Origin of the sequence: Microcoleus sp. T3_D1 (genome assembly GCF_036700405.1) — a bacterium.
In the GTDB taxonomy this organism is placed as follows: Bacteria; Cyanobacteriota; Cyanobacteriia; order Cyanobacteriales; family Microcoleaceae; genus Microcoleus.
The window spans coordinates 36,875-55,079 of sequence record NZ_JAUBOV010000051.1 but is presented as its reverse complement, the minus strand read 5'-3'; the positions used below and the strand labels follow the sequence as shown (position 1 = coordinate 55,079).

Sequence of the window (18,205 nt, the reverse complement as noted above, 5' to 3'; positions counted from 1 at the left end):
AACTGTCAACTGTCAACTGTCAACTGTCAACTGTCAACTGTCAACTGTCAACTGTCAACTGTCAACTGTCAACTGAAACTTTTTATTCGATCGCACCGACGGTACAAACTGCTGCAAATAAATTTTTTGCCACAATATAGAAAAACTGCTCCCTATTTGGCTTAAGCTATCAAATTGAGGAATTAATTTAGATTCTCGGCGCTTGTCTACAGCAGCGAGCGCCGAAAAAAATACAGCTAATACTAACAAAAATACCACCATCACACTAAAGAAAATAGTCCAATAAACTAGAAATTCGCTTGTGTAGCTGACCCCGAATATCCAGTTAATCACTAAATCCGATAAATACAAAAACAGCCCTACTGAAAACCCCACCGCGAACAAGAGCCACGTCCACCTAAACATATCTGTTGCAGTCTTGCTATTTTTGGACACAGAAAGTTCTAACTCTCTAATTTGGCTGTTAATATTTGATGTGACTTCATACAAGGTAGACTGCAAAGAATCTCTGATATAATTGAGTTCATTGTCGAGGTTTATGCACTGCTCGGAGGTACTTTTATCCAAGCTCAGGTTTTGAATTTTTTTGCGGTGCGCCGCCAGTTTATTGTCTAGAGTGTAATCCCATTTTTCCAGCCGATCTACCGTCAAATACAAAAGTTCCCTATTAGCATCTAACAAGCTCTGGCAATTTATGATTGATTTAACTAACTTGCTGAGATTGTTGATATGCTCTTCTAGAGTATGTTGGTATTCCCTTTGTTTAGCTGACAAGAAACTTGCGAGTTCGACCTCCCGATCGCCACACAGCGCCAAAGCCTCACAATACAAGTCGTCAATTTCCATTTTACCGAAATACAGTGACGCTTTGTACTCCTCGATTTCGGGAAGAGTCAGGGATTCTAAAGGCTGATATTTTACATTAAATTTATATAGGAGCGCTGTCAGAATCTGCGCCGCTTTTCGCTCCAGCTTGTCTTTATAGGGTTGTAAAATAATTGCAGCTAGATTTTTAACTCTCGCTTCCGGGTGGTTCAGAAAATCAAATATTTTGGCAAGTATTTTGGAGAATTCCAAGTTATTAAAATTAGTTTCCGCAACTTCCAAAAAGTTTGTTACCGCTGCATCGTTTTCGGTATTCAATTTGTACGGGCCCCTAAGTGCGATCGCCGCAAATACTCGATCGATCCAAAACAGATATTCCTCGCAATCCATTGGCAGGCTAGGCAGCAGCCAGCTAGGGCCGTACACCCAAAAATCGAGACAATTCTCATATTCCTTACCGCTGTCATTTCTGCTGCAGTCGCCGAAAGCAAATTTGTTGCTTGCTAATAGTTGAATTTGCTCTTCTACAACCAGCCGCTCAATTTCCCCTGCATTGATTGTGACATTGACAGCACCTTCCTTGCCTTGCCCTGCTTCATCCAACCAAATTGACTTAATACTAACAGCCGCAGACCACCGAATTAAAGGAGTCGATCCCCCTCGCGCTTCCTGTTCTAACGCCGCCAGCAGATTTTTGCTAAAATTACTTGATCTAGCCGTTCTCTCACTTGATATCAGCCCCTCTCGCACCTTCCCAAATGCCTGAATTGCCAAAGCGCGAAACAGCAAATTCGGATGCGGTTTTCTGACGGATTCCGGTATATTTTCTCTGAATATTCCGCTGTTGGGTACGCCCAAAACTTCAGCAAAAGGCTCGATGCCGCACTGTTGCAGGAATTTTTCAACTAGGTTTATTCTTTGCCAAGGTTGAGTATCTTTAGTGAGAGAGAAGATTAGCGCTGTGCCGCTGCACCCCATTGACTCAGGGATGTTAGTGCGATCGAGTTTCCACATATTGCTCGTCATAATTTGTCGCCATGACAATTGCTAGATATGGAGGCCGTTGTTGGATGCTGAATTCAGCATTACATTTACTGTGGCTTTTTGTCAATATTAGTCCTGGACGCATAGGGAGTTATAAACCCGCTTTCACGAGTAAATTTCTCCTAACTAAAGCCCGGATTTTTCTTATAAACCGGGTTGAGCAAGGCAAAGGCGCGCCCCGAACTAAATATGGATCGTGGATTAAATAACAAAAAATGCTACAAAAAATGCAACTTATTTAATTCTCATTCCTATATAATTTTGCAGTAATCGGTGAAATGTCAAAATTTTAGGTTGAGTCACGAAACCCAACCTACTCTAGTCATTTTTTTGTCGGAGCTTTTAAGATTTGGTCGCTTACCATTTTGTCAACGATTAAGTCACTGATAATTTGAGCTCCGTGGGAGGTAAAGTGCAAGCCGTCATTATTTTTTACATAGCCTCGCTTACCCGATTTATTAGCAACTACTGGAACAAATTTTCCGGCTTGTCCAAATGTCTCCCAAGTAGAAACAAATTCGATTTTGGATGAAGATTTGCTGGCAGTTTTATAAATATTGTTCATGATGGGAAAAGCTTTGAGATACGAAGATTTGTTAGGCATCGATTGACCGACCCAATACACTTTTCTCACGGATGACGAATCAAGTAAATTGGCATATCTTTCAACTCTTTCTTGATAAGCTTTTTGCCATTCTTGGGTCATAACAGCCCAGGCTTTTCCTTGAGAATCAATGATATTTTGACGGTCATTGGTTCCAAACAAAACTATCACTACATCCGGCTGGTAATTATTAATAATTTGGCGACTTCTGGCATACCAATCATAATAATCAATCCGATTTAATCCGGTCGATACCTTGTAGTCAATTTTCGTATCGGCGATATTGTATTTTTTCTTAAGAGTGTACTGGAGTTGAATTCCTAAGTCGAACATTACGGAATCTCCAATAAATAAAAATCTGCGATAAGGTCTGGTCAGTTTAGGTTTAGCTGGGGTTGGTTTTTTAGCTGGGGTTGGTTTTTTAGCATTAGCCGGCTTTGGGGGTTTAACGGCCGCTTTTGTTTCGGTTTTGACAGGAGGAAGTTCTGATTCTTTGGGGAGGCTATCGAAGTTAATATCTTTAATTTTCCTCCAAAAATCTTGTTCGGATTTGCGGAAACCTTCTATTTTTATCTGGCGCGCGGCTTGTTTAATTTCTGCACTGGCGAAAGGAGTTGAAGCAAAGCTTTTTAGAAATAATGATAAGTTTGAAAATATTAAAGTGAGAATTACAGACGTAAGAATCAGCAAAATTTCCCGGTCTTTCATCTTTTTTAGAAATTAAAATAAATAAAAGGCGCGACGGTACTTGGCCCCAACATCAAGATAGTATACACGAGCAGCGAAACTAAGACAACCCGAAAGAAAATGTTTTTTAATGACAATACGGTTTGCAATAGTTCGGAGATGCGATCGCCCCACAAGTTGATCGCGCCGATGACTGCAATTACTAAATACAATTGCCAGAAGTTAAATTGAAAAGTTGCGACGGCAGGGTGGACAATTCCTTGAAAAAAACTCATCGCAGTTTCCCAGTTGGGAGTGCCGAAAAATACCCAGCTACAAGTAACAAAAGTAAATGTTAGCAGCCAACTGCAAAATTTAGCAAATCTGGGAAAGGCATAGTCTAATTTAAAGTGGATAGCTTGGGGGATATCTTTACATAAATGGTTGACAATTAATCCTAAACCGTGAATTGCTCCCCAGAAAATAAAGTTTAAACCGGCGCCGTGCCACAATCCACCGATCGCCATTGTCATCAGTAAATTTACGTACTTCCTCAACTTGCCGTATTTGTTGCCGCCAAAGGGAAAGTAAACGTAATCCCTCAGCCACTCGGAAAGACTGATGTGCCACCTTTTCCAAAATTCTTGCAGGCTGAGCGATCGGTATGGCATATTAAAGTTGGCAATGGGTTTAAAACCCAGCAAACAGGAGATGCCGTTGGCTAAATCCGAGTAGCCGCTGAAATCTACGTAAATTAGACAGGAATAGGAAATTGCCGCGAGGATTAAATCGATGCTGCTGTACTGCTGGGGGACTTTGAATGGCAAGTCAGTGAAGTTAAACAAAAAGCTCGATAAAGTATATTTTTTGAAGAGTCCAGACAAAATCAAAACTATAACTTCTTCAATTTTATAGTCGTATTTTTCCGGTGAATTTAGCTGCCAGTAAAATTCGCGAGCTCGCGAGATTGGCCCGGAGGCAATTTGCGGAAAATAGGTAATGTAGGCGGCATAGTCTACAAAATTCGGACAAGGGATTTTTTGCTGGTAGCAGTCGATTAAATGGGAAATTATTCTAAAAGTGTAGAAAGACACGCCGACGGGGGCGATAATTTGCAAAACTGGAAAGTCGGCGGGAATTTGTAGCTGATTCAGTACCTCAAATAAGGAAGTTACAAAGAAGTTGCAATATTTAAAGATGCCGAGATAGCCAATGTTGAAAACTAAGCCGGAGATGAAAGCTATTTTTTTATACTTACTGTTGCCGAGAAGCCGGAGAATGATATAATTGTAGACTGTAGAGAGAATAAGGAGCAATAGAAAGTCAACACTCCAAAAGGAATAAAATAATAAACTCGAAACTAACAAGACAATTTTATACAAATCGACTTGGGGTTTCACAGACACGAGCAGGCTAAAAATAATTAGGAAAAATACTAAAAATTGGTAAGTGGGAAATAGCATATATCTCAGCCGATAAAAAATCTTGTTTGTGGCAATATTTTTATAAGTACGGCCACCCAACCTATCCCGCAGGGAATCGCCAGAGTCTGTCTGAACTCATATGTTGCACCATTGTCAGTTAGCCTTTTATGAACAGGCAAGATGCCTGTTCCACAAGAAAATTTATCTTTTGTGGAACGGGCATCTTGCCCGTTCTGGAGAATGGCGCAAGATGTGAGTCTCACCGCAGCAAATTTCGGGGTGGATTACGGACTGTAAGCTTTTTCAATCTTGTCAATTATTTCACAACTTCCGCCCTAGTTAACCGCACTCATAAATTCATAATCCTGTTTAAAGATTATGATGGTTGTGAGACGATGTATTAACGGATAACAACAGGAATCCCCTTGATTGCGAGGAACCAACGTGCAGCCAACAGACCCTAGCAAATTTACAGATCAAGCCTGGGAAGCCATTGTCAAATCCCAGGATGTAGCCCGCCGCTTTGCCAATCAGCAGCTAGAGGTTGAACATTTAGCCATCGCCCTTCTCGAACAGCAAGGCCAGGCCAACAGCATTCTCAGCAAAGCTGGAGTCGATGCCCCCCGCTTGGCCCAGCAGTTAGATGCTTTTGCCAAACGACAGCCCAGAGTTGCCAACGCTGACCAACTATACCTCGGTCGCGGCTTAGAAGTTATGTTAGATGTTGCCGAGGCCACCAGGGCGACTTGGCAAGATAATTTTATCGCCGTTGAACATTTATTAATTGGCTTAGTAGAAGACGAACGAGTCGGCCGCAGGTTGCTGACAAAAGGCGATGGGCCGCCGGGTCGCCCCGGTTACGATCGCAAACCCCCAGCCGGTACACTCGATCGACCAAAACTCGAAGAAGCGATCAAATCTGTCCGCGCCACTACTAAAACCCAAGAAAAAAAATCCGAAACGGGGAAAGCCAGCCGCAGCAATGCTAAAGCCCAAGATCAAGATGGGGAAGCTAACTCCGAGGCCCTCAGCAAGTACGGCCGCGATTTGACAGAAGCCGCCAAAGCCGGCAAACTCGACCCAGTAATCGGCCGCGACGAGGAAATCCGCCGCGTGGTACAAGTTCTTTCCCGTCGCCAAAAAAACAATCCAGTGTTAATTGGCGATCCCGGAGTCGGAAAAACTGCGATCGCCGAAGGTTTAGCCCAACGAATTGTCAACGGCGACGTACCGGAATCTTTGAAAAATCGCCAGCTATTCAGCCTCGACATGGGCAGTTTAATTGCTGGGGCAAAATTCCGGGGCGAATTTGAAGAACGGTTGCGGTCTGTCCTGCGGGAAGTCATCGATTCCGACGGGCAAATTGTCCTATTTATTGACGAATTGCACACCGTTGTCGGGACTGGCGGCGGTGGCAGTTCCGGTTCGGGAATGGATGCGGGAAATTTGTTAAAACCCATGTTGGCCAGAGGCGAATTGCGCTGCATCGGCGCTACAACTCTCGACGAATTCCGCAAGAATATTGAAAAAGATCCTGCCTTGGAACGCCGCTTTCAACAAGTATTTGTCGGCGAACCCAGCGTAGAAGATACTGTTTCGATTTTGCGCGGATTGAAAGACCGTTACGAACGCCACCACGGGGTAAAAATTACTGATTCGGCCCTGGTAGCTGCTGCAACTCTGTCTTTCCGCTATATTTCCGATCGCTTTTTGCCGGACAAGGCGATCGACCTTGTAGATGAAGCGGCCGCCCACTTGAAAATGGAGATTACCTCTAAACCTGTGGAATTGGAAGGCATTGACCGCCGGGTGATGCAGTTGGAAATGGAAAAATTGTCGATCGAAGGCGAAGGCAAAGGTGCTCTAGCCCCTGGGCTCGGCTTCCGCGTCGAACGCATCACATCGGAGATTGACATTTTAAAAGTCAAGCAGGAAAAATTGTCCTCTCAGTGGTTGGGCGAAAAGCAGTTGTTGGATGCAATCAATAAATTGAAAGCAGAAGAAGACCAACTGCGAGTCCAAATCGAACAAGCAGAAAGGGCTTACGATTTGAATAAAGCCGCACAGTTAAAGTATGGCAAGTTGGAAACTGCGGTGCGCGATCGCGAAGCCAAAGAAGCGGAACTTTTGAAACAGCAAGCTCAAGGTTCTTCCCTGCTGCGGGAAAAAGTTACTGAGGGCGATATTGCGGAAATTGTCGCCAAATGGACGGGCATTCCGGTTAACCGATTGTTAGAATCCGAACGCCAAAAATTGCTGCAATTGGAAAAACACTTGCACCAAAAAGTCATCGGTCAAGAGGAAGCTGTAACAGCCGTGGCGGCGGCAATTCGGCGCGCTAGGGCGGGTATGAAAGATCCGGGGAGGCCGATCGGCTCTTTCTTGTTTATGGGCCCCACAGGCGTCGGCAAAACTGAGTTAGCGCGGGCGTTGGCGGAGTTTTTGTTTGACAGCGATGATGCGATGATCCGCATCGATATGTCGGAATACATGGAGAAGCAAAACGTTTCCCGGTTGGTAGGAGCTCCTCCCGGATATGTCGGTTACGATGAAGGGGGACAACTTTCCGAAGCAGTGCGGAGACATCCTTATTCGGTAGTGCTGTTTGACGAAGTTGAAAAGGCGCACCCCGATATATTTAACATTTTGTTGCAAGTGTTGGATGACGGCAGAATTACCGATTCTCAAGGTCGAGTGGTTGACTTTAAAAATACCGTAATTGTGATGACCAGCAATATCGGCAGCGACCACATTTTAGACGTGTTTACTAAGAAGGAAAAAACCGTCAAAAAACCTGCTAGTCGGAAGCAGGAAACGAAAGATTTGTCAAGTCAAAAGACAGATTATAAAGTCGCTGCCGACGGTACTGTTGAGGTGTCGGCCGAGCGAGTCGATGTTGATACTGTAACTAAGAGTGAAAACAAGACTGAAAACAAGAGCGAAAATGAAAATTTATTGACTCAAGAACGGGAGACAGACCAAGAGTACGAACAGATGTTAAAACGGGTGATGGCAGCGCTGCGATCGCACTTCCGGCCCGAATTTCTCAATCGGGTGGACGAGATAATTTTGTTCCACACTTTGAGCAAGATCGAACTGCGGCAAATAGTCAGCATTCAAGTGAAGCGGATCGAGCGTTTGTTGGCCGAGCAAAAAATCACTTTGGAACTGTCGGATGCGGCGAAAAACCATATCACAGATGTTGGTTACGACCCGGTTTACGGCGCTCGTCCCTTGAAACGCGCTATCCAGCGGGAGTTGGAAAACCCGCTGGCTAACAAGATTCTGGAAAATGCGTTTGTCGAGGGTGATACAATTGCGATCGACTGCGAAAATAACTCTTTGCAATTTCGCAAAAAAGAGTCTCGTCCGGCGCTAGCAGGTAACAGTTTGTAGTTGCTGAATAGTTAGGAACAGGCAAGATGCCTGTTCCACACACAATCCATTTTCTTGTGGAACAGGCATCCTGCCTGTTATTGAAAATTAGCAACAGGCTTTTCGGCCTGTTCCACAAATAATAAGTCTTCTTGTGGAACAGGCCGAAAAGCCTGTTATTGAAAATTAGGAACAGGCATCCTGCCTGTTATTGAAAATTAGGAACAGGCTTTTCGGCCTGTTCCACAAATAATAAGCCTTCTTGTGGAACAGGCCGAAAAGCCTGTTATTGAAAATTAGGAACAGGCTTTTCGGCCTGTTCCACAAACCATCAATTTTCTTGTGGAACAGGCATCCTGCCTGTTATTGAAAATTAGCAACAGGCAAGATGCCTGTTCCACACACAATCAATTCTCTTGTGGAACAGGCATCCTGCCTGTTATTGAAAATTAGCAACAGGCAAGATGCCTGTTCCACAAACCATCAATTTTCTTGTGGAACAGGCATCCTGCCTGTTATTGAAAATTAGCAACAGGCATCCTGCCTGTTATTGAAAATAGTGAAACCTGTTACTTGATATCAAGAATTAGACATGGTGCGGCTGCCATAGGCATCCATGCTGTAGGCGGGAACGCGAACGCTGTAATCCATCTCTGTTGCTGTGATTGCTACAGCCAATTTTTCAAAAGACTCATCGTTCCAATTCCGCTCGTGGATAGGCTTTGACTGTTCGCCCAGGAAATATGCTTGAGTGCCAATTACTGAGGCTGCTACCCAACCGACGATTAAAAGAGCGATTACAATAGTCATTTTTACTTTTTCCTTAACTTTTGTTGCTTTATGTAAACTAATGTAACGAAAATTAGCAATCAACGTCAAGGTACTGTAATGTCGTGACAACCGTCCGGCAGGTAGTAAATACCGCACCTAATCCTGAGTCTGTAGGGTGTGCTTAGTGTCAACAAGGGCTCGATCACCCTGGCGCCCCCCTTAATAAGGGCAGGGCGGTTTCATTCTCGGTAGGGGCAATCCCCTGTGGTTGCCCCCATGTCCCAAACGCCTGTGAAATCGTCTGTGGGTGGGGGCGGCCACTCTTGGCACCGCCCCTACAAAAGCCTGATTTTGGTGAGAATGAAACCGCCCTGCCTTAATAAGAGGGGGGGACAAGAGTGTTCTCAAAGTCAACCCCTACTCCCCTTATCAAGGGGGATTTAGGGGGATCTAGACTGGGCTACCCGCGAGAGATACAGAGGGGTTTCAGGCTTAAGTTGACACGCTTTGGTAGGGTGGGCACCGCGCATCGGTAGCTAGCACAGTACCCGGATTGTGAACTGTATCCGAAATAGCAAAACAGATTGTTGAGAGTTTATAGTTAAGAAATTATAAGTTTTGCGTTAATAAATTACGATTAAAAGTCTGCGGCTGGCATGATGAATAGCGGCCCAATTATAAGTTATGATTTATCAGTTTGGATTGGAACTAAGAAATCCCAATTACCAAACTTTAAGTACAAATTACTAATTACCAATCATCGCTACAAATCATGCCAAACTCAATGTTAAATAACGACCCGTTGTGGTTCAAAGACGCGATTATTTACGAAGTACCAGTTCGCGCTTTTGCCGACAGCAATGCAGACGGGATCGGCGACTTTAGAGGACTGACAGAAAAACTGGATTACCTGCAAAACTTGGGAGTAACAGCAATTTGGGTACTGCCATTTTTTCCCTCGCCGCTCCGAGACGACGGCTACGATACATCTCACTATACTACGGTCAATCCGATTTACGGCACATTAGAGGACTTTAAAGACCTTTTAGAAGCAGCGCACCAGCGGGGAATTCGAGTCATTATTGAGTTGATTGTCAACCACACTTCCGACCAGCACGCTTGGTTTCAGCGAGCGCGCCGCGCCCCAAAAGGCAGTAACGAAAGAGATTTTTATGTGTGGAGCGACACGCCGGAAAAATATCAAGAGGCTCGGATTATTTTCAAAGATTTTGAAACATCTAATTGGGCTTGGGATGCGGTAGCAAAAGCTTATTACTGGCACCGTTTTTATGCCCACCAACCAGATCTGAATTACGACAATCCCGCCGTCCGCCAAGCCATCTTAGATGTGGTAGATTTCTGGTTGGCGCTGGGAGTAGACGGACTGCGGATGGATGCGGTGCCTTACCTTTACGAGCGCGAAGGTACTAACTGCGAAAACCTGCCAGAAACTCACCAATTCCTGAAGCAATTGCGGCAGCACGTAGATGAGAAATTCCCGAACCGGATGCTGCTGGCTGAGGCGAATCAGTGGCCGGAGGATGCGGTTGAATATTACGCTGCTGGCGATGAATGTCACATGAACTTTCATTTTCCGTTGATGCCGCGTTTATTTATGGCTTTGCATATGGAAGATAGCTTCCCCATTAGCGACATTCTCCAGCAAACTCCACATATTCCCAATAATTGTCAGTGGGCATTATTTTTGCGGAATCACGATGAATTGACGCTGGAAATGGTGAGTGATGAAGACCGAGATTATATGTATCGGGTTTACGCTCAAGACACTCAGGCGAGAATTAATTTGGGCATCCGCCGCCGCTTGGCTCCTTTGATGGGAAATAACCGCCGCCGCATCGAGTTGATGAATGCTTTGCTGCTGTCTCTTCCGGGTACGCCGGTGCTTTACTACGGCGATGAAATTGGCATGGGAGACAATATCTATTTGGGCGATCGCAACGGGGTGAGAACTCCGATGCAGTGGAGCGGCGATCGCAATGCCGGTTTCAGCCGTGCTAACCCGCAACGGCTGTACGCGCCGCCAATTGTTGACCCTGAATATCACTACGAATCTGTTAACGTGGAAGCGCTGCGGGCGAATCCGAGTTCTCTTTGGTGGTGGATGAAACGCCTAATTGCAATTAGGCAGCGCTTCCAAGCATTCGGTCGCGGAACTTGCGAGTTTCTGTACCCGGAAAACCGCAAAGTTTTAGCTTTTGTACGCACTTATCAAGACGAACACATCCTCGTAGTGGCTAATTTGTCACGCTTCGTCCAGACGGCAGAATTAGACCTTGGCCCCTTTAAAGGTGCTGTTCCGGTGGAGATTTTCGGTCGCACTGAGTTTCCTGCCGTTGGCGAACAGCCTTACTTTTTGAGCTTGAGCCCTCACACTTTTTACTGGTTTACTCTTACTGCTAAACACGAAGATTTTTCTTCGCACGGTCATCCTACAGACTTGCCTAGTTTGGCGGTGATAGGCAATTGGAAAACTGCTTTTGCTACAAGTCAGTTAAGCGATATGCTGCTCAATCTTTTGCCGGGATACCTGCGGCGCAATCGCTGGTTTAGCGGTACAGACCGGACAATTCAATCATTAGAAATAAGTGATGTTGTACCGGTTGAATGTAAAGATAGTGCGGGGGAGCAATCTCAAGTTTACATTCTGTTCTTGCAGTTGAATTATACTGAAGGTATGCCGGAAACTTACGTTTTGCCTTTAGGGTGGGAAGAGATTAAAGGCGATGTGGACGATCGGGCGATCGCGCGCCTGCACTTCCCAGAAACCAAAAAGGAAATCGGGGTACTATTTGATGCTGCAGGGGACAAAGGTTTTCTGAGCGCGCTGCTGGGGACGATCGCCAATTCTCGCAGTTACAGAGGTGTTGCAGGTCAACTGCTAGGAATTGCCGACAGTGCATTCAAATCAGAAGAAGAGTTAGCGCAGCTCGAACCTCACCTGTTCAAAAAAGAACAAAGCAATACATCCGCAGGTTACGGCGACCGCTTCGTCCTGAAAATATTGCGAAAAATCGAGGAAGGAATTAACCCCGAATTAGAAATCGGACGCTTTTTAACAGAGCGCAACACGATCCAACATTACGCTCCAATTGCCGGAGCATTGGAATATCACACACCAGCAAAACAAGTCCTTACAGTCGGAATCCTACAAAAATTAATCCCCGACAGCGTAGATGCTTGGTCTTATACATTAGACACGCTGCGCGACTATTTCGAGCAAGTAATGACAGTAGAAGCAAAGCATTCCGGCGAGAATTTATCTACTGCCCCCGAAAATTATTTGCCGAACGCTTTGACCGGACAAACCCAGCGGCAGCAAAACTCGCTAGTAGCCGATTTATCCCTAGAAATTCCGGCATTAGCTCGCGAACTCATCGGCTCTTACTTAGCATCAGCCGAACTTTTAGGTCAGCGGACAGCCGAACTTCACCTCGCTTTAGCTTCGGACATAGAAAATCCCGCTTTTGCCCCAGAAAGCTTTACCTCGTTTTACCAGCGTTCCATCTATCAATACATGAGAAATGTGGCAGGAAGAACTTTGCTGGAGCTGAAAAAACGGCTGTCCAAACTGCCGCCAGAAGTACAAAAATCGGCGCAAAAGCTCCTCAACCGCGAAGATTTGCTCATGGAACGTTTCAAGTCTATTTTGAACTTGAGAATCACGGCCGATAGAATTCGCTGTCACGGGGACTTTCATTTTGGGCAAGTTCTTTATACAGGCAAAGACTTCGTAATTATTGATTTCGGAGGAGAACGCGATCGACCCTTAAGCGAGCGGCGGATGAAGAGGTCGCCCCTGCGAGATGTTGCGGGAATGCTGCAATCTTTGAGTTACGCTGTTACTTTGGCACTCCGCAATGAAGTAGAAAGCGGCATGATTCGCCCTGAAAATCTCCCGGAGATGCAGCAGTGGGCGAACGTTTGGCACCGCTGGGTCAGCCTCACTTTTGTTAAGAGCTATTTGGCAACAGCAGCCGATGCAGATTTCTTGCCCAAATCTATACCGGAACTACAAGTTTTGCTGGATGCTTACATTTTGGAAAAAGCGGTTGGCGAGCTAGCCTACGAACTTAATTACCGCTTGGATTGGGCGCACATTCCGCTTCAGCGGATTGTAGAATTGCTGAATTTATAAGGGCGGGTTTATCTATACTCGTTAGGGTGCGTGACTTTCTAGCCACTCAAGTGGCAGCCCGATTCTTGAGAGTCACGCACCTTACATCACGAAATCTGCTTTGATAACGATTTTATCGGCGAATATAATTCGCTCCTATACAAACAAAGTCCGTGCCACCCCAGACTAGAAGAAAAGATGGTAAAAAACCGATTTCGTATTACTTAAAATAAAGAGCGGCTTGATACAAAACTTGTTCTTGATGCGTTAACAAAGTGCAGTCAGAAAGCGGGTAAGCCACACAAGTAACAGCGTAGCCAGCTTGCAATTCTGACGGCTTCAAAAACTTTTGTTCGCTTTGGTCAATTTCACCGCTCAGCAGTTTGACAACGCAAGCAGAACACTCTCCTTGCTTGCATCCATTCGGCAAGCGGATGCCGGCATCTTCTGCCATATCTAAGATATACTGGTCGTCTGGTACTGCGATCGTGCGATCGAGCGCGAGAGCCTCATTCACCAACCGAACTTGATAAACAGCCATTTTTTTCTTATTCCTCGCGAAAGGGCGGGTTTACGATGCTGTTAGTCCTAGCAAATATTTCGGGTAAAACCCGCCCCTACAGCTAGAAAGGGCGGATTTATATCGTGTATATCTAGACAAGTGCTTCTTGATAATCGAGATTTTCATCTAGATAAATAGCCCGAATATCCTCCGGCAAATTTGATTCTAAAGTTTGATATCCTTTTTGCAGCAAAGCCTTTACCTGAGCCGGCGAAATAGCTTCGCCTTCTGCTTGCAAATAAGCTGCAATTCGAGTTTCGCTCCAGCGGAAAGTCTGAGCCATCAACACCACTAAACGCGGCAGCGGCGCTAACAATTCTAAGGCTTGTTTGACGTAACACCAGAGGGGAGGCGAAGCCGATTGCAAAGAGTAGTGAATCGACTCAACAGGGGGCAATTCAGCTTGATTTATGCAGACTGCGGTGACATTAATCAGCCAGTTTTGGAGACTGAGATTTTCGCCATCAGACTCTTGGATCTCGCGGCGCAAATCGAGGCCTCGCAGTTCGTGATAGATGTGCAGCCAAGTGTGGGCAAACAGGTAATCGCCTTGTACGGGCGATCGTACCGAATGGCGAATCAGGGAGTGGACAATTTGAGCATAGCGGCAAAAAATCGCCGTGAAGAAGCGACCCTGATCGGGATGGTTTTGAAACAGGGTCAATAATTCCTGATCGCTGTGGTGAAACAGGGATTTGACCACAGGATGGTTGAATTCTGAAAAATTAGGTGTTTGCACAATTGTTCTGGAAAGGTTTTGGGAATAAATGCTGGTGCAGCCCGATTCTACACGATTTGTCGATCGACATTCCAGAGTTGAGGCTGATTTTGTTGGGGCGACGTGCGATAGATATCAGGAGGGGTGCGATCGCGCTGAGTAGCCTTAAACTTCATCTTGTCTGCCTTTCAAGATTGTTAAGATATATCCTGCACTTGTCGCTTGCCTCAAAATTTGAAAGTATTCCAGGCAAGCGACAAGTACCTTATTGTGATATAATAGCATAGTTTACAGATTAGTGATTCATCAATCTTTTTATTAATTCAGCCGGTGAAACTAGCATTATTGGTTAATATTTAGTAAGTTACTTTGAGGGTTAAAGGTATGCTGATAAGTAATCCAAGGCGAGGCAAAGCGACTACCCCTGTTAGCTCTAGAACGATATATTCTAAGTTAACAACCATCTATATTACTAAGAAAATAGTCAAATTTGGAGATGCTGTATATCAATTTTGTAACGTTACGGGATTTAAGCTAACTGGGGTCGAGCTTGTCAATAGCTCGGTAATGGTCGGGTTATCTATGATATTTTTAATATTTTTAATAATCTTGAGTTTGACAAATCTCAACTTAGCCGTGTTGTTTGCAATATCAATTTATATCCTATTAAACTTCCTACCCAAAATATGGCTCAAAAAATATGGACTGGAAGTATCTATGAATTCGGGTGAAAAGGCTGTTTTTACTACAAATGATATAAAGGGGCTCAAAGCAGTAATTGCAGAGTTATCCAAATTCATCGAGAGTGAAAATGAAACAGAAAACTGTGTCATAGATATTAACGATCAAAATATCACATTTGCAAGATATATAGAAAATCAGGAAATAACCAGGGCAAATTTTGGCTCTGCATCGTTCTACGAACATCTCAACCCGCCCACCAAAACATACGAGACAAGTGCAAATTCGGAAGATGCGATCGCCCAGACGCTCGCCTGCATTCGGGAAGCTAACCTAGCAGGAAATTTAACCACCGAAGTTCCAGCAACATGGGCAACTATCCACCTTGCACAAGTAATAAAAAGTCAAGGATTAATCGCTAACTTCGAGTTAGTAGCCGACGCAACGAGCAAACATTTGCTCCTGCACCTCAATCCTAAAGGGAACAACAGCAGCACTGACAAAATTGCTGACAGTCAATTCGACTGGCTAAACCAGGAATTTCCAAAAGAGATACTTCCCTTATTGCAAGATTTGGAAAGTGAAGATCCTGCTGTTCGTGCTAAAGCTGTATTGTCCTTGGGAGAATTCTACCGTGAGCGAACAAAATGAGTTCACCGAGTCAAAAACCAGGACAATTCAATTGATATGTCATATTTTGGAAAACGATCCGTCTTCTCTCGTTCGCACTAACGCTGCTGAAGCTTTGGCTAAAATGGGTGCTGACTGCAAAGAAGCGATCGCTACTCTATATCAAGCTGCATTGGAAGATAGCGACCCAACTGTTCGGGCTAGTGCAGTCGCCGCCCTAGGAGAGATTTACAGAAATGCTATAATTTTTAATGTACTAAATCAAGCCATTAAAACTATGTCAGAGCGCAAAGTACAAATGAACTTTAACGCCCCCGTCACAGGTGCTGCTGGGAATGTTGAAGGTAATTTCATCAATAATCCACCTCAGAATTTAGTTGATGCAGCAGCAGAAATTCAGCAATTGCTGAATCAACTAGCTCTGATTACTCCAACTCTGACTCAAGCCGCTGTAGCTGAAGTAATTCAGCATGAAATCAAGGACAATCCGACCCTTAAACAGCGGTTGCGGAGTGCATTAAAAGCAGGTGGCATTGAGGCTTTGAAAGCAATCTTCAATCATCCGCTAGTCAGTGTTCCTATTGAAACTATTAAGGGTTGGATAGAAGCTGAATAATATTAAGCGCTCGCACTTTTTATATACCGAAAGCGGGAGTTATCACCCTTGAGCAGATCGAGGCTATCAACCGTGAACCCCGCTAGGAAAACCATATCCTCCGCCCCCAGGAGTCTCAATGACAAACACATCCCCCGGCTGCATTTCCACACTCGCCGTACTCCCCAAATTCTCAACTTTTCCATCAACCGTTTCAACATAATTCCGCCCAACTTTCCCCGCTTCACCCCCATTCAAACCGCAAGGAGAAATCACCCGCCGCCCCGATAAAATTCCCGCCGTCATCGCCTCCCGAAACCGCACTCGCCGCACAACTCCATTACCGCCGCGATGAGATCCATTCCCCCCACTATTAGCCCGAATTGCAAAACTTTCTAACAACACCGGGAACCGCCATTCTAATACTTCTGGGTCAGTTAAACGCGAATTAGTCATGTGAGTTTGAACCGCATCCGTACCATCAAAATCTGCACCAGCACCCGAACCGCCGCAAATAGTTTCATAATATTGATAGCGCTGATTTCCAAAGGTAAAATTATTCATAGTTCCCTGAGAAGCCGCCATCACTCCCAAAGCACAATACAAAGCATCGGTAATATTCTGCGATGTTTCCACATTTCCGGCAACTACCGCCGCCCGATAGCGAGGATTCAGCATACAGCCTTCGGGATTGATAATTTCGAGAGGTTTCAAACAGCCCGCATTTAGAGGAATATCGTCATCTACCAACGTGCGGAAAACATACAAAACAGCGGCTTTGCACACGGCTGCAGGAGCATTAAAATTGTTGGATTGTTGAGCAGAAGTGCCAGTAAAATCTATTTTTGCACTCCGCGCAGATTTGTCAATTGTAATCGTTACCTTAATTTGTCCGCCGCTATCCATCGGATAAGTAAACTCGCCATCACTCAAAACCTCAATTACCCGCCGCACCGACTCCTCAGCATTGTCTTGTACGAAGCCCATATAAGCTTGCACAGTCTCTAATCCATAATGTTCTACCATCTTGAGCAGCTCTTCGGCGCCGCGCTTGTTAGCAGCAATTTGTGCTTGCAAATCTGCTATATTTTGAGCGGAATTGCGAACAGGAAAATTACCCGCTGTCAAAATTTCTAGTAATTCTTTTTCTCGAAAATTGCCCTCGCTTACTAACAGGAAATTGTCAAGCAATACACCTTCTTCTGTTACTGTTGTACTGTTAGGAGGCATGGAACCGGGAGTGATGCCGCCGATGTCGGCGTGGTGTCCCCGCGAGGCAACATAAAACAAAGGAAGGGAGGAATCACGAGCAAATACTGGAGTAATAACGGTGATATCTGGCAAGTGTGTGCCGCCGTTGTAGGGATTGTTAGAAACATAAACATCGCCCGGTTGAATCGCATTGCCTTGTGCTAAAATTAAAGCTTCAACGCTTTCGCTCATCGATCCCAGATGTACGGGAATGTGGGGCGCGTTGGCAACTAATTGCCCGTTTTTGTCGAAGATTGCACAGGAAAAGTCGAGACGTTCTTTGATGTTGACTGAGGAACTTGTGTTTTGTAATGTGACTCCCATTTGTTCCGCGATCGCCCGAAACAAATTATTAAAAATTTCCAGCAAAACTGGATCTGATTTAGCCGCAGATAAACCCGAAGGAACGCGGATATTATCTGCCTCCATCTGCGTGCATCGGCGGTTCAAAATTAGATCGTTATTTTCGGTGATTTCCCCTTCCCAGCCCGGTTCTATGATATTAGTTCCCGTTGCTTCAACAATCATCGCAGGGCCTTCTATGCAGTCGCCCGATCGCAAATCGTCTCTCTGATAAACAGGCGTTTCCCGCCACCCGCCAGCAACATAGGTTTGCACGGTTGAAATTGGTTGCACAGGCAAGATGCCCGTGCCACAAGATGGGGAAATTTGGGATGCTTCCGGCACATCGATTGTCGGCAAAATTGGTTGCACAGGCAAGATGCCTGTGCCACAAGATGGGGAAATTTGGGATGCTTCCGGCACATCCATTGTCGGCAAAATTGGTTGCACAGGCAAGATGCCTGTGCCACAAGATGGGGAAATTTGGGATGCTTCCGGCACATCGATTGTCGGCAAAATTGGTTGCACAGGCAAGATGCCTGTGCCACAAGATGGGGAAATTTGGGATGCTTCCGGCACATC

At 45.1% G+C, this 18,205-nt stretch carries 12 protein-coding genes; 5 read left to right on the top strand and 7 right to left on the bottom strand.

Annotated features, from left to right (window positions below; all coding sequences use genetic code 11):
* Positions 1-54: 54 nt before the first annotated feature.
* The 3 genes from QT992_RS21810 to QT992_RS21800 form a co-directional block, all read right to left on the bottom strand.
* Complete coding sequence (locus QT992_RS21810) at positions 55-1,851, bottom strand: hypothetical protein (protein WP_333313929.1); 1,797 nt, start codon at positions 1,849-1,851, stop codon at positions 55-57.
* Between the two features lie 340 nt (positions 1,852-2,191).
* Entirely contained in the window at positions 2,192-3,181 is a 990-nt protein-coding gene (locus QT992_RS21805; protein ID WP_333341474.1) for a DUF459 domain-containing protein, read from the bottom strand.
* A gap of 5 nt (positions 3,182-3,186) precedes the next feature.
* A complete protein-coding gene (locus QT992_RS21800; RefSeq protein ID WP_333341472.1) occupies positions 3,187-4,602 on the bottom strand; it encodes an MBOAT family O-acyltransferase in 1,416 nt (471 codons plus the stop codon).
* A gap of 405 nt (positions 4,603-5,007) precedes the next feature.
* Here QT992_RS21800 and QT992_RS21795 point away from each other — a divergent pair, with 405 nt between their 5' ends.
* Together QT992_RS21795 and QT992_RS21790 are read left to right on the top strand one after the other, a co-directional pair.
* Positions 5,008-7,959 (top strand): AAA family ATPase, encoded by a 2,952-nt coding sequence (locus tag QT992_RS21795; RefSeq protein ID WP_333341470.1) that lies wholly within the window; start codon positions 5,008-5,010, stop codon positions 7,957-7,959.
* 367 nt (positions 7,960-8,326) lie between these two features.
* The gene (locus QT992_RS21790; RefSeq protein ID WP_333338861.1) at positions 8,327-8,467 is read left to right on the top strand and encodes a hypothetical protein; all 141 of its coding nucleotides are present in this window, start codon (positions 8,327-8,329) and stop codon (positions 8,465-8,467) included.
* Between the two features lie 50 nt (positions 8,468-8,517).
* On the opposite strand, the gene QT992_RS21785 is transcribed toward QT992_RS21790, so the two are convergent.
* A complete protein-coding gene (locus QT992_RS21785; RefSeq protein WP_333227177.1) occupies positions 8,518-8,748 on the bottom strand; it encodes a photosystem II protein, Psb35-related in 231 nt (76 codons plus the stop codon).
* Positions 8,749-9,493: 745 nt separating this feature from the next.
* Between QT992_RS21785 and treS the strand changes: the two genes are divergently transcribed.
* Complete coding sequence (treS, locus tag QT992_RS21780; protein ID WP_333338865.1) at positions 9,494-12,865, top strand: maltose alpha-D-glucosyltransferase; 3,372 nt, start codon at positions 9,494-9,496, stop codon at positions 12,863-12,865.
* A gap of 199 nt (positions 12,866-13,064) precedes the next feature.
* On the opposite strand, the gene QT992_RS21775 is transcribed toward treS, so the two are convergent.
* Both QT992_RS21775 and QT992_RS21770 read right to left on the bottom strand, forming a co-directional pair.
* Positions 13,065-13,385, bottom strand: coding sequence for a 2Fe-2S iron-sulfur cluster-binding protein (locus QT992_RS21775; protein WP_333046751.1), 321 nt, complete (start codon positions 13,383-13,385; stop codon positions 13,065-13,067).
* Between the two features lie 112 nt (positions 13,386-13,497).
* Entirely contained in the window at positions 13,498-14,145 is a 648-nt protein-coding gene (locus QT992_RS21770) for a sigma-70 family RNA polymerase sigma factor (RefSeq protein ID WP_333338868.1), read from the bottom strand.
* A 696-nt stretch (positions 14,146-14,841) separates the two neighbouring features.
* Here QT992_RS21770 and rpsH point away from each other — a divergent pair.
* Together rpsH and QT992_RS21760 are read left to right on the top strand one after the other, a co-directional pair.
* A complete protein-coding gene (rpsH, locus tag QT992_RS21765; RefSeq protein WP_333338871.1) occupies positions 14,842-15,456 on the top strand; it encodes a 30S ribosomal protein S8 in 615 nt (204 codons plus the stop codon).
* On the top strand, positions 15,440-16,051 hold the full coding sequence (locus QT992_RS21760; protein WP_333338874.1) for a HEAT repeat domain-containing protein: 612 nt from the start codon (positions 15,440-15,442) through the stop codon (positions 16,049-16,051). The genes rpsH and QT992_RS21760 overlap by 17 nt, the downstream gene beginning before the upstream one ends.
* A 66-nt stretch (positions 16,052-16,117) precedes the next feature.
* Here QT992_RS21760 and QT992_RS21755 read toward each other — a convergent pair.
* On the bottom strand, positions 16,118-18,205 hold a 2,088-nt coding region (locus QT992_RS21755), incomplete at its 5' end, for a hydantoinase B/oxoprolinase family protein (protein ID WP_333377693.1).

Coding starts and splice junctions, on each gene's coding strand:
- QT992_RS21790 (WP_333338861.1), top strand. CDS start 8,327: ATGCCTGTTCCACACACAATCAATTCTCTTGTGGAACAGGCATCCTGC.
- QT992_RS21785 (WP_333227177.1), bottom strand. CDS start 8,748: ATGACTATTGTAATCGCTCTTTTAATCGTCGGTTGGGTAGCAGCCTCA.
- rpsH (WP_333338871.1), top strand. CDS start 14,842: ATGAATTCGGGTGAAAAGGCTGTTTTTACTACAAATGATATAAAGGGG.
- treS (WP_333338865.1), top strand. CDS start 9,494: ATGTTAAATAACGACCCGTTGTGGTTCAAAGACGCGATTATTTACGAA.
- QT992_RS21805 (WP_333341474.1), bottom strand. CDS start 3,181: ATGAAAGACCGGGAAATTTTGCTGATTCTTACGTCTGTAATTCTCACT.
- QT992_RS21810 (WP_333313929.1), bottom strand. CDS start 1,851: ATGACGAGCAATATGTGGAAACTCGATCGCACTAACATCCCTGAGTCA.
- QT992_RS21800 (WP_333341472.1), bottom strand. CDS start 4,602: ATGCTATTTCCCACTTACCAATTTTTAGTATTTTTCCTAATTATTTTT.
- QT992_RS21775 (WP_333046751.1), bottom strand. CDS start 13,385: ATGGCTGTTTATCAAGTTCGGTTGGTGAATGAGGCTCTCGCGCTCGAT.